This window comes from Lysinibacillus sp. JNUCC-52 (assembly GCF_015999545.1).
GTDB lineage: Bacteria > Bacillota > Bacilli > Bacillales_A > Planococcaceae > Lysinibacillus.
On record NZ_CP065546.1, the window covers coordinates 1,524,760 to 1,538,256 of the forward strand.

At 38.7% G+C, this 13,497-nt stretch carries 12 protein-coding genes; all 12 read right to left on the bottom strand.

The features are described 5' to 3' along the window. Window positions 1–14: 14 nt before the first annotated feature. Window positions 15–2,582 carry a DNA mismatch repair protein MutS gene (gene mutS, locus JNUCC52_RS07940; RefSeq protein ID WP_337981883.1) on the bottom strand — a complete coding sequence of 856 codons (2,568 nt, stop codon included), beginning with the start codon at window positions 2,580–2,582 and terminating at the stop codon, window positions 15–17. A gap of 328 nt (window positions 2,583–2,910) precedes the next feature. Then, window positions 2,911–3,537: an outer spore coat protein CotE gene (cotE, locus tag JNUCC52_RS07945; protein WP_337981884.1), complete on the bottom strand. Its 627-nt coding sequence runs from the start codon at window positions 3,535–3,537 to the stop codon at window positions 2,911–2,913. Between the two features lie 183 nt (window positions 3,538–3,720). After that, a complete protein-coding gene (locus JNUCC52_RS07950) occupies window positions 3,721–4,158 on the bottom strand; it encodes a YlbF/YmcA family competence regulator (RefSeq protein WP_228134399.1) in 438 nt (145 codons plus the stop codon). Next, complete coding sequence (gene miaB / locus JNUCC52_RS07955; RefSeq protein ID WP_228134398.1) at window positions 4,159–5,703, bottom strand: tRNA (N6-isopentenyl adenosine(37)-C2)-methylthiotransferase MiaB; 1,545 nt, start codon at window positions 5,701–5,703, stop codon at window positions 4,159–4,161. Window positions 5,704–6,153: 450 nt separating this feature from the next. Continuing rightward, window positions 6,154–7,167, bottom strand: coding sequence for a histidinol phosphate phosphatase domain-containing protein (locus JNUCC52_RS07960; protein ID WP_337981885.1), 1,014 nt, complete (start codon window positions 7,165–7,167; stop codon window positions 6,154–6,156). Further along, on the bottom strand, window positions 7,164–7,949 hold the full coding sequence (locus JNUCC52_RS07965; RefSeq protein WP_337981886.1) for a DeoR/GlpR family DNA-binding transcription regulator: 786 nt from the start codon (window positions 7,947–7,949) through the stop codon (window positions 7,164–7,166). Before JNUCC52_RS07965 ends, JNUCC52_RS07960 begins: the two co-directional genes overlap by 4 nt. Continuing rightward, entirely contained in the window at window positions 7,946–8,947 is a 1,002-nt protein-coding gene (locus JNUCC52_RS07970; RefSeq protein WP_337981887.1) for an ABC transporter ATP-binding protein, read from the bottom strand. Before JNUCC52_RS07970 ends, JNUCC52_RS07965 begins: the two co-directional genes overlap by 4 nt. Beyond that, the gene (locus JNUCC52_RS07975; RefSeq protein ID WP_337981888.1) at window positions 8,944–9,729 is read right to left on the bottom strand and encodes an ABC transporter permease; all 786 of its coding nucleotides are present in this window, start codon (window positions 9,727–9,729) and stop codon (window positions 8,944–8,946) included. The genes JNUCC52_RS07970 and JNUCC52_RS07975 overlap by 4 nt, the downstream gene beginning before the upstream one ends. Further along, window positions 9,729–10,571, bottom strand: a complete 843-nt coding sequence (locus JNUCC52_RS07980) for an ABC transporter permease (RefSeq protein WP_228134393.1) — start codon at window positions 10,569–10,571, stop codon at window positions 9,729–9,731. The genes JNUCC52_RS07975 and JNUCC52_RS07980 overlap by 1 nt, the downstream gene beginning before the upstream one ends. Before the next feature lie 53 nt (window positions 10,572–10,624). Further along, entirely contained in the window at window positions 10,625–11,464 is an 840-nt protein-coding gene (locus JNUCC52_RS07985) for an alkaline phosphatase family protein (protein WP_228134392.1), read from the bottom strand. Further along, window positions 11,454–12,542, bottom strand: coding sequence for an ABC transporter substrate-binding protein (locus JNUCC52_RS07990; RefSeq protein ID WP_337981889.1), 1,089 nt, complete (start codon window positions 12,540–12,542; stop codon window positions 11,454–11,456). Before JNUCC52_RS07990 ends, JNUCC52_RS07985 begins: the two co-directional genes overlap by 11 nt. A gap of 255 nt (window positions 12,543–12,797) precedes the next feature. After that, window positions 12,798–13,172: a 2-oxoglutarate ferredoxin oxidoreductase subunit beta gene (locus JNUCC52_RS07995; RefSeq protein ID WP_228134390.1), complete on the bottom strand. Its 375-nt coding sequence runs from the start codon at window positions 13,170–13,172 to the stop codon at window positions 12,798–12,800. Window positions 13,173–13,497 lie beyond the last annotated feature (325 nt).

A 13,497-nucleotide genomic window follows, 5' to 3' on the forward strand; every position in this document is an offset into this window, starting at 1 on the left:
GGCGCTTCACTCCTTTATTTTTTAGCGTTAACTAATTGCTGTTGTAATTCATATAAAATATTAATAGCCTGCATTGGTGAAGTGCCTAAAATATTCACCTTCTCCAAGCTTTTTAACACATCTGTCTCAGCTGAAGGCAACGCCGCTTCTTCTGTAAAGAGCGACATTTGTACTGGTTGCTCCACGACATGTTGAGAAACAGGCACTTCATTACCCGCCTCAAAGTTTTCGAGCAATATACGAGCTCTCTCTAAAATTTCCTCAGGTAATTGGGCTAGCTGCGCAACATGAATACCATACGATTTATCTGCCGCTCCCTTTTTCACCTTGTGTAAAAAGACGACTGTGCCATTTTTTTCAGTGGCAGATACATGCACATTTTGTAAGCGTGGCAGCTCTTTTTCCAATGCTGTCAATTCATGATAATGAGTTGAGAAAAGTGTATTTGCGCCTATTTTGTCATGAATATATTCCATCATAGATTGTGCAAGACTCATCCCATCATAGGTAGATGTTCCACGACCAATTTCATCAAACAGCATTAAGCTATTTTTAGTAGCATGCATAATCGCATGCTGTGATTCTAGCATTTCCACCATAAACGTGGATTGACCTGCCGCTAAATCATCTGCTGCACCAATTCGTGTAAAAATTTGATCCGTAATTGGTAATCTTGCCTTTTCCGCAGGCACATAGCATCCCATTTGTGCCATTACTACTATTAAGGCAACTTGGCGCATATACGTACTTTTACCGGACATATTGGGCCCTGTAATAAGCATCATATTGTGTTTTTCCTCAAGCACACAATCATTTGGTACATACATTTGCTTATTGAGCATTTTCTCCACAACTGGGTGACGTCCTTCAATAATTTCAAGCGCACGTCCCTCATGAAACTCTGGCTTCGTAAAACGATATTTTTCAGAAACGCTTGCAAAGCTAAGCAATACATCTAACTCACTAATACTTGCTGCTAATGCTTGTACACGTGGAATAAATGATTTTAATTGTTCACGTATTTCAACGAATAACTTGTACTCCAATGCCAAGCTTTCTTCTTCAGCATTCAAAATAAGCGACTCTTTCTCTTTCAGTTCTTGCGTTATATATCGTTCTGCATTTGCGAGCGTTTGCTTCCGTTCATAGCGTGTTAAATCTGCTAAATGAATATTAGATTTTGTAATTTCTATATAATAGCCAAAAATACGGTTATAACCTATTTTTAAGTTTTTAATACCCGTTTTCGTACGTTCTGCTTGTTCTAATTGGGCAATCCAGTCCTTGCCATTGCGTGACGCATAGCGTAGTTCATCTAATCGTTCATGATAGCCATCTCGGATAACATCACCTTCTTTAATCGTGATTGGTGGGTTATCTGTAATAGCACTTGCCAATAATGTCTCAACGTCAGCACATGTATCGAGTGCTGCACCTAACTTGTACAATGTTTCTTTATTTGCTCCAAGTAACTGCTGTTGGATAACGGGAACTTGTCGCAATGAATCACGAAGCTGCGCTAAATCACGCCCGCCTACATTACCAAATGCCACACGGCCAGCTAAACGTTCTAAATCATATACTTGTTTTAGCGAATTTTGTAATTCTGATCTTACAAAATATTCTTCTAACAAATCACTAACCATTGCAAGTCTATCTTCAATAGCTGCGCGTGATGCTAACGGTTGATGGAGCCACTGCTTCAGCTTACGTCCACCCATCGCTGTAACGGTGTCATCTAATAGCCATAACAATGTACCTTTTTGGTCGCCGCCACGAATTGATTGGATAAGTTCTAAATTACGCTTGGAGCTCGAATCGATACGTAAATAGTTTTTCATTTCATTGAAGGTAAACGCTTGGATATGAGAAAGTGAACGCATTTGTGTCTTATCAATATAATGAAGTAAACGAAGGCAAGCTACCTGTATAGTCACTGGCACCGCTTCTAAATAATTCTCCGCTTTGTCCATTGCCATTTCATCTTCTTCAACAGATAGAACAATACCAACATTCATTGCATGTTCTGCTAATAAAAGCTGTAAACTTTCTGTCACGATTAATTCACGAATACCATAAGCTTGCATCTGCATCAGTAGTGCCTTGCCGTCCCCTTCAATTGTTGACGCAATAGCCTCACCTGTAGATAAATCCAAGTAGGCATAGCCAAATGTCATGGCATCCAACTGTTCTGCTGCCCCTATAAAATGATTGGTTTTACCATCTAGCGCCTTACCTTCCATAATAGTACCTGGCGTAATAAGTTGGACTACTTCACGTTTGACTACACCTTTTGCTTGCTTTGGATCCTCCGTTTGCTCACAAATTGCAACCTTATAGCCTTTTTGCACAAGTGTTTCAATATAATTTTTTGCTGAGTGATGCGGTACGCCGCACATCGGAATACGCTCCTTAGCACCTGCATCTCGGCTTGTTAATGTAATTTCTAAAATTTGTGATGCATTAACCGCATCTTCAAAAAACATTTCGTAAAAATCACCTAATCTAAAAAATAAAAAGGCATCCTTATAATCTTCTTTTACTTGCAAATATTGTTGCATCATTGGTGTATAAGTTGTCATTTAAAAATTCCCTCGCTCTTGCCATTTAAATCAAATACGCATAGTATATTTGCGTTTAGATATTTTATATTTTGTGCTTAAATATGCAATTTGTAGTTACACGTTAACAATTGCACTAGATACATACAGCTTGTAAAGGCTGCAATATCCATTATGTGTGCTTTGTTTTCATTCAACCAAAATGCTAACCTACTATTATTTTTTGCTACATAAGTCTTCATCCATTGATCGTTATATTTATTATAACAAAAGATACATGCGAAACGCTTATTTCACCTTTGTAAAGATGCTAGCATTTCGCATGTATCAAAAAATATTATCTTGGTTTTTATCTAGGACGTTCATCAGGAAACGACGAGGACTCTAAAACAAATCTTCCTTCACTGCTTGAGCTGCTAGAAGAACTGGAGCTTGAACTAGAACTTGATGAGGAAGATGAAGATGAGCTTTCATCATTAAAATTCCATTCCTCTTCGAAATCTAGCGGATGTACACTAATACAAATTGTCATTTCACCCATTACTTCAACAACAGTCTCGCGTTCTACTACAATTTCAAATTTTGTTCCACATGGAGAAATTACCGCTTCCATGCAATTTGGTTCTTGTATTACACGCACACGCACATCATCGCCAACTGTAACTTCGCCATCTCTAAAATTAAGTTTTACCTTGTCTTTATAGTGAACCGTTTCTGAAAACACTGCTGTTTTCGAATGATTACTATAAGCATACCATACATTCACATCAAACTTTCCTGACACTTCTACAAATTTACCGACTTTTTTTGCTGAACAAGTATGGTTGATTACCCAGCAACCGAGAATACTCGTCGGTTTATTTGTTGGACATAACGTTACACGTTCTTCCGTTCTCTTCTTCCCTTTGGCAACTACTGCTTTCGTCACGATTTGTCGTAAACGTTTCAGCGCAATTCCTCCTTCGACTCTTTTCACTCCATCATATGCAGGGGGCGCCCATTGGGTGAACGTATTTCATAGAATCGAATCGACTTCCTTTCTACATCTTTTCATTCAACAGCTTTCATATAGGCTTTTTTTATGTATAAATCCTTACCTAAAGTTCGGCATAAAAATAGCCCGAATGCAGTTATTCGGGCTATTTCTTCTATTATTTAATTATGAACAGCTACCTGGTTGAGAATTTTGTACAGAAGATCCAGTTTCACCGCGCAATACATCGCCACCTGTTGAACGCACAATTTCATTTGTAACGTTATTGGCAATTGTATTCGACACTAATTGTAATAAGTCATTTACATCACCTTGTGATTCTTTAAATTGCTGCACAACAGGAATAGCATTAATTTCTTCTTCAATTTTTTCAATTTTGTCTTCGATCATTTTTAATGCTTTTTCTTTACCTAAGTGTTGAAAGTTAACTGCTTGTTTTTGTAAGCTTTTTAAGCTAGCAATACGTTCACGAACAAGTTGGTTTTCATTAATTTGTGCTTCAGCTTTTTTAAAAAAATCGACTTCTGGTGTATTCGCAATCATATGCGCAATTTCATGGGATTTTTTAATTAAATCTTCTTTTGTATACAATACTTGTGTCATTTACGCTTCCACCTTTTCATTTTTTACTACTTCCACAAATTCTCCAGTTAATGAATAAGAAGTAGCTTCCGTTATTTTCACTTTCACTAACTGTCCAATCAACTCTGTTGGCGCTTTGAAATTCACTAGGCGATTTTTACGTGTATAGCCCGCAAGCACATCATCACGACGTTTACTTGTGCCCTCCACTAATACTTCCACAATTTCGCCTTTCAAGCCTTCTAACGCTTTTCTAGAATACTCTTGTACGACCGCATTTAAACGATGTAAACGCTCTTTTTTAACCTCTTCTGGTACATTATCGACCATCTTCGCAGCTGGCGTACCTTCTCGAGGAGAGTAAATATACGTAAAGGCCATTTCAAAGCCTACTTCACGGTATAACGAAATAGTCTCTTCGAATTGCTCCTCTGTTTCGTTTGGATAACCAACAATAATATCAGTTGTTAACGTTACACCTGGGATTGCTGCTTTAATCTTATCTACTAAGCTTAGGAAATGCTCACGACTATATTTGCGTGCCATAATTTTCAACACTTCATTTGAGCCTGATTGTACTGGTAAATGAATGTGTTCAACCAAGTTGCCACCTTTTGCTAGTACTTCAATTAAATAATCATCAAAATCACGTGGGTGACTCGTTGTAAAGCGAATACGCGGAATATCGATTTTTCGCAATTCATCCATTAAATCACCTAAACGGTAATCAAGGTCCTCAAAGTCTTTGCCGTAAGCGTTGACATTTTGACCGAGGAGCATTATCTCTTTATAGCCCGCCGCAGCTAGCTCACGAACTTCAGCAATAATTTCCTCTGGACGTCGACTGCGTTCTTTTCCTCGCGTATATGGCACGATACAATACGTACAAAACTTGTCACAGCCGTACATAATATTGACCCAGGCTTTAATGGAACCTAAACGTTTCTTCGGCAAGTTTTCAATAACGTCGCCCTCTTTAGACCAAACTTCTACAACCATTTCCTTCGACATGTAAGCTTCTTTTAAAATATTTGGCAATCGATGAATATTGTGCGTTCCAAATACCATATCGACATGTGGGTATGTTTTTAATATTTTATTTACTACAGATTCTTCTTGTGACATACAGCCACATACACCAATTAACATTTCTGGATTTTTACGTTTATATTTTAGCAGGAAACCAAGCTCTCCAAATACTTTGTTTTCTGCATTTTCACGGATTGCACATGTATTCAGTAACACCACATCTGCTTCCTCGATAATCTCTGTTGAAGTATAGCCAAGCTGCATAAAGATCCCAGCCATCACTTCCGTATCATGCTCATTCATTTGGCAACCATATGTACGGATATAGAATGTCCGTCCCTCACCCATGCCAGCAAATTGTTCTGCAATTTGGAAGTCTTTATGGTATTTCACTTCTTCTTTGCCACGTTTTTTTGCATCTTTTAATGAAGGTGCTGTAAAGACCTTCTCAAAATATTTACTATAATCCTTTTCAGGCTTGTCTTCTTTTTTTGGTTGATTGACTTGTTGACTAGTTAATCGTTGTTCCTCATTCATTGCAGGTCAGGTAACTCCTTTCAAACGAAATCCGTGCATTCGAATTCCCATTTTACTATTATACTGAATGATTACTACTTCCTACAAGGTTTGTGTACTAAATGTCGTGGTTTCGACTTAAATACACTTCTTATTAAAAATATTCCGTCGTTCTTGTCTATTGCTTCATAATAAACAAGGAGTCTGGGACAAAAGAGAAAAAGTGTTAGATTGACAGTAATCAAACTAACACTTTTTGGCAATGTCGTTTGTCCACTACGGCGGTGCTTTCCGCGGGCACACACGTAAGCCGCAACCCCCGCTATCGCGTGGTCTGTTGCGTCTTACGCTGGGTGCATTAAAGGAGTCACCGCCTTCGCTACCAACAACAAGTATAACTGTTTAAATGCATGACACTTAGCATTGATACCTAGAAAAAATCACCGATGACATTATCAACGGTGATTTTTGTTATAACGCTATATATTTTTTTGTACGTTGATTGAATCCTACAAGATGTTGAACACCTAAGCTTTTTAGTAAATCGGCATTATCAAATGTATATTTCCCTAAATCATCAGGGAAGTGGGCGTCCGAAGAAACGGTAAACTCTACACCATGTTGCACTAAAACTTGCAAAAACAATGGCCCAGGGCACATTTCTTGGACGGGATAGCGATAATATAATCCTGCATTAATTTCTGTAGCTGTTTGTGTATGGACGAGCGCTTGTGCAATTTGTTCATACCATTGTAGATTAAATGCCTCATCCTCAACATAATAATTAAAGACTTTAAAGTTATCCAGGTGAGCTACGAAATCAAACATATTAGACTGTATCATTTGCAAGACCGTTGTAAAAAACTGCGCATAGTTCATCTGCAGTGTTGTGGGCGCCATATTAGCAAACAGATGCTCCGTTTGTGGATTATCAAAGCCCCAGCCATCTACAAAATGAACAGAACCAATTACATAATCCCAATGTTGTCCTTGTAGTAGTGACGTCAATTCTTTCTCGCCACCTACAAAGTAATCCGCTTCAATACCTAGCTTTAACTCGACACCATGCTGACGCCATCTTTTTTTTGCTTTTGCTATCGCTAATACGAAATCGTCCATATTTTCAGTCATCACACTATCTAGCCAGTATCGTTGCAGTTGACCGATTTCTTGTGAATCATCTAATTGCATATATCGTTCAAAATAGGCACGTGCTTCCTGAAAACGATACAAATGATCGACAATCCCAACCTCTTGTAAACCAAGTTGTTTTGCCTTTTGTAAATACAGATCGAGCCAGTCTTCACTATAACAGCCATTGTGTAATCGACTAGCCAACGCTGACACTTGCCATTCGACCAGCGCTTTTGAACCTTTAGCAGCACTGTTAGCCTCATGAAAGTGCGATATCGCACGTGTAGTTCGCTCCAGCCAACGGAAAGAATATGGCCCCTCCTCTAAATGTACATGGTAATCAATTGTCATCCACTTTTCCCTCCACTACATACAGTCCATTGTTCTTCATATTCGTGCCAGTCTTCTGGGCAAGCAATATCACACATGATTTCCGTACATTGAGCTAAATGACAGATTTGATAAAATGATTGACCATTAATTTTTGATGCATCAGCTAAAAGTATTGATTTCTTACTTTGCTGTAGCATCTTTTTGGAAATCAGTGATTCATCTAAATCATAATCATATACAATGCCATTCTTCATGCCGCCGCAAGATAAAAATGCTTTGTCAAAATTCATATTGCCTAACCATTCTAATGTCATTGCACCAGCAACCGAAGCTTGTCTAGGGTTTGTTGTTCCACCCAGTAATATAACTTTCCCTGTCATCCGTCTTTCTTCAATGGCAAGATTAAATTGTGCAGCAGCTGCTATTGAATGCGTAACAACAGTAATATCATCAATTGCCATTAAGTAATCTGCTATGTGAACTGTTGTTGTTCCTGTATCAACTGCTATCGTATCGCCATCACATATTCGCATCGCTGCCTGCCGAGCAATTGTACACTTTGCCTCTTTTTGCATTTGCAATTTCCGAAAAAATGCAGGTTCTGTTCGCACATTTGTATACTTAATTGCTCCTCCATGCACTCTCGTCAATAGATGCTGCTGCTCCAGCTCATCCAAATCCCGCCGAACCGTTTCAGGTGCGACGAACAGTGCTTCTGCGATATTTGTGACAATAATTTTTCCATCAAGCTCTAATTGTTTTAAAATAAATTCGAAGCGTTCAATTTTTGCATACGTCATGATAGTGCAATCACATCTTCCTTCGCCACGTAACACGCATAGTTTCTACCGAGTTCAAGCATTTGTCCTCGTTGATGTAATTGCTCCATTGTAAATACACAGTTACCTTCCAAAGTTGTACGAACGATATTGCCACTCATTAACGACTGTGTCGCAACACCTAAAAGACAAAGGTCTCCATCTTTCTTCTCGACATGAATAGCTTCAGGTCGAATGGCAAACTTCCCACTATCTCCAGGCAATTTTAATCCAACCATCGTCTCTAACACTTGGCGTGGAAAGACATTATAATGACCAATAAAATTCGCGATAAACTCACTTTTGGGATTCATATAAATTTCTGTCGGTGTGCCACTTTGTGCAATTTCGCCATTACTCATAACAAATATTTTGTCTGATACTGCCATCGCCTCATCCTGATCATGAGTTACTAAAATCATTGTCATCCCAAGCTGTCGTTGGATTGCTCGTAAATCACTCTGTAATTTTTTCCGTATTTGCGCATCAAGCGCACTTAGTGGTTCATCTAAAAGTAACACTTTAGGTCGTACAACGAGCGCACGTGCAAGCGCTACACGTTGCTGTTGACCCCCAGACAATTCCTTTGGAAATGCATTCGCCTTTTCTGTCAAATGTACGATCGCTAGAATTTCCTGCACACGGTGCTCCACTTCAGCATTATTTATTTTGTGCATTCGTAAGCCAAAGGCAATATTTTCTTTGACGGTCATGTTCGGAAATAATGCATAGGATTGAAATACCATTCCAACCTGGCGCTCTTTCGGTTGGATGCCGCCCATATTTTTTCCTTCAATTTGTATTTTTCCTGCTGTAGCATCCGTTAAGCCCGCAATAATTCGCAAAATAGTACTTTTCCCACAACCACTTGGCCCTAAAAGCGTAATAAATTGACCTTTTTCAATCGTCATATCGATATTTGATAAGACAGTTGTTTTTTCATATTTTTTATGAAGTCCTTCAATAACAATATAGCTCATACATTTGTCGCACCTTTCGAACGTTTCGTTAATATCGCAATCGCGAACGTTAATAAGCCCATAAGTACGATATAAATAAAGACGACCGCACTAGCAATATGACCACTCGTACTTAGCTTTTTCATTAAATAAATTTGTACAGTTTCAAAGCGCGAGCCTACTACTAAATTAATAAGTACAAATTCGCCAAATAGCACTGAAAATGATAATAGTGCGCCAACGAACAAGCCTGGATAAACGGTAGGTAACAGTATTTTCGTAAATGCCTGCATTTTCGTTGCACCTAATAATTGTGCGGCGTCCAACAGTTGCCTTGCATCTACATTACGCAAGCTATTGCGAGTCCCTTGATAAATATAAGGCAAAATACCAATTACGTAGGCACCCAATACGACCACTATCATCGGTACGCCTACTGTTGAATACACGTGGATTAATCCAACGGCTAATATAATGCCTGGAAATGAATACACCATAACGACTGCCACTTGAATCCATTTCTCATACTTTGGAAAATATAAAACTATGACAAATATCGCAGGGACAATAACGAATAATGCAATGGCGACCGCACTTCCTGCAAGGAAGACAGAACGTCCAAATGCCTGCATAAATGCTGCATCCTGAAATAGTGTAGCAAGCCACTTGAATGTCAGTCCCTCTGGGAAAATCGTTTTATGCCATTTTGATGAAAAGGCATAAAGTATTGTCGCTACAATTGGTAATAGCAAATACAACATTAAAAGGAGGAAGACGATATTAGCAAAGCCTCTTTTTTTCATCACAATTTCCCCCTTGTTTTCTTTATGCTCCATTCACTTATTAGCATTGCGGTCACCATCGTTACCGCCAGTAAGACGGCAATAGCACTTGCTAACTCGGGTTGTGCAAAAATATCTCCCTTAATCAGTGCACCAATACGGATAGCAACTAAATTATAATTACTACTAGTTAGAGCGTATGCAGATGCATAGGCTCCCATTGCATTGGCAAATAACACGCTAAAGGTTCCCACAATACCTGGTAACATAACGGGTATTCCTATTTTCATCCAAAACTGAAAAGTCGAAGCACCTAAAAGCGCAGCCGCTTCCTTCCATTGCTGCTGTATGCCATCATAAATCGGATACAGTAGCATTAGTGCTAACGGCAGTTGGAAATAAATATAAATGAGCAATAAACCACTCCAGCTATAAAGGGAAAAGGACGATAAAGCGCCTATTTCCCATTTTTCAAATAGCAATGTAAATAGCCCACTATTGCCAAGCAAGACAATAAACGCAAAAGCTAAAGGAATACCTGAAAAATTCGAAGTTAAATTTGTTACTATTAATATTTTCTCGCGTACTGGCTGTGAAAAGTTGGTCATCGCAAAAACTGCAAACAACGTAACTACTAGCGCTACTACAGCAGAAATGACCGATAACGTCACACTATTTTTAAACCCTTGTAAAATATAATTATTTGTTAATACAGATTTATATTGCGCCAACGTAAAACCTTCGTTATTACTAAAGCTCGTTACAAGCATGTACAGTAATGGCACTAGGAAAAATAACAATACAAGTAACAGGAAAGGTGTAAGCCAGGCAAAAGATTGCCGCTTGGATATCAAAACTATCACTTCTTTCTAACTTATAAATATATAAACTTTAATGCTAAAGGGCATGAATTCAACTAATTCGTTTGTTTTAATGTCTGTACACCTTCTAATAATAGAGGGACCATCTCTTCAGAAGGCTCTATATTCATTAAATGACAACAGAGGGGTGCGACTTGCAGCTGAGACACCACGCCATCCTTCACACCTGCTTTTACAGCTTGGGAAATGACAAACATTGGTACATGTCGATCCTCAATCGTCGACCCGCCATGATTGCCATCACTTGTCATCCCATGATCTGCCGTCACAATTACTTCGTACCCCTGTGCCATACATTTTGGTATAAACAGCGACAATAGTGCATCTACAGCCAATACGCGATTACGATATGGCGCTGAGTCCGCTGTAAACTTATGCCCATCATCATCTACATTCATCGGGTGAATATATAAGAAATCGGGTTGCTTTTGATCCATTAACCACGCTGCCTCTGCAAACAAATGACTATCTGGGTAATGGTCTTCAAAATAGAACAAGCCATTTTCAATCGGGAGCTTTGTATCGAACTGTAAACGGTCCTCCATATGCTGGAATGGCGCTCGATTGTATAGCTCACTTACCCAATAGTAAGCAGCTGCTGCTGTAGATAAACCATTGGACTTCGCCAAATGAAATAAACTAGTTTGTGTCGATAAGCGCACCGATATATTACTTGTTACACCATGAACGATTGGTGGAGTTCCCGTTAAAATCGTTTCATATAATGGTCTCGATAAAGACGGTACTTCAGAACGAACCTCGAAACGTGAAGCCAAATTACGTTCTACTAAATGTTGCATAAATCCCATATGTGTACATGCTGTATCAAATCGAAGGGCATCAATGACAATGAGAGCGACTTTTTTATTTGGCATGAATTAATACCTGCTCTTGATACATTTGTGGAATTTGTTTTGTCGTTTCTTCCCACTGCTTTTGATCATTAACTGGTTGTGCATTTTTATACATTTCTGCAGGTAGTAATAAATCCTGTACTTGCTGTGATAACTTCACATTCTCACGAATTGGTCGTGCGTAACCTTTTGCTAAATTTTCTTGTCCAGCATCCGATAAAATATATTCTCGTGTTAACATGGCCGCATAAGGGTTTTTCGCATACTTATTTATTATCGTGGCATAGCCTGATGTTACAGAGCCTTCTGAAGGAATTACTACATCAAAGCGTTTTTCATCAATTTGATGACGATAGCCTAATGCATTAAAGTCCCATAAGATTGCTACATCAATTTCGCCTTTTTCTAAATTAGCGACTGATGGATCTCCCTGCAAACGCCCTTGTTGCGCTAATTCCGCAAAGAAATCAATACCTGGTTGAATATTCGATTCATCGCCTCCGAAAGCCATTGCTGCGGCTAAAATCGCAAATTGTGCTTGGTTTGCTGTTAAAGCATCCCCTATGCTGACATGATAATCTCCATTTTTAAGATCCTCCCAAGAGGTTGGTGCATTTTTCACATTGTTTATGTCTGTTAAAAATGAAATTGTGCCTGTATAGCCAACAATCCAATGGCCTTCATCATCTTTCGCCCATTCAGGAATATCATCCCAATACGATGTTTTGTATGGCAATGTTAAGCCTTTATCTTTGGCAATTGGTCCAAAGGCAATCCCTACATCCCCAATATCAGCAGTAGCATCATCTTTTTCAGCTTCAAATTTTGCTAGTTCTTCCGCACTCGACATATCTGTATCCTGATGCTTGATGGCATATTCACTATCAAGCTCTTGCCAAGTCTCTACCCAGTTTGCCCATGTATCTGGCATTCCGACTGAATGAACAGTTCCTTCTTGTTTCGCTTGTTCCGTAATTTCTTCAAGTGTTGCATCACTATTTACCTCATTTGAAGTAGAAGAACTGTCTGAGCAAGCCGCCAACATTGAAATTGCTAATGCACCGATAAAGCCTTTCTTCCATAACTTTTGAATTGTCATGAGTTGGACCCTCCATTTGTTTGTGTTTATTTTTATTTGCTTACAACAGTAATCTTATAAAACAAACATTAAGCAAGTATGGATGGCTTAAAAATATTTCGTAAACATTATTGAGAGATTATAAATATATGTGAAGTTTTTGAAGTATTAGAGGAATTGTAAAGATGATTGTATTCTTTTGATGTAAAAAGAGGAATCCAGTTGTGTATGCGCACGTTTGTTTAGTCTTTCAGACGTGCACACACCCCAGATAAATCAAGATAGTCCTAGAAAATCTGCATATGTATGCGGTTCATTTTCCTTTAAAATCGTTAAAAATGTAAAAGCAAGCTGAACAACCGACCACCATTTCATGTTGTAGGCTATTTCAAAACGGCTTGGTTCTAATGAAAAAACGTCCTGAAAGATATGAAGCGGCTCTATTTGTTCATCTTTTAAAATTGATAAGAAACCTAAAAAAAGTGTATGATCTTTCACTTCAATTACTTTACCATCAACAAGAGCGTCTATGTTTTCTGGCTGATGAAATTTACATTGAGTCGCAACATAACGTTCTAAATCTTGTGCACGCTGCCGTTCTTCACGTTCCTTTTTCTTCGCAATAAAATCAATGATATTATTCACGAACATCGCCTCTTTTTTTTCTTTTATTGTATCATTTTTCCCTTTAATTTTACCCGCGTACGCTCCCTATTAATCATTGATGAATTTTCACTATTAAAAATGTAAGTTGATTTCCGCCGCGTGTGACGCTTTCCGCGGGCACGACGTAAGCCGCAACCGTCGCTGTCGCGCCGCCTGTTCTGTCTACCATTACATGCGTTCCCGCAGGAGTCTGCGCGGATTTTTACTTAGTTAGTAATAGAATGCAAATCTAGAAATTGTTTTTGTACCTGACACAACATAAGGCATCAAGAGTGAAAAACTCTTCTTGATGCCTTTTATTTACATACTA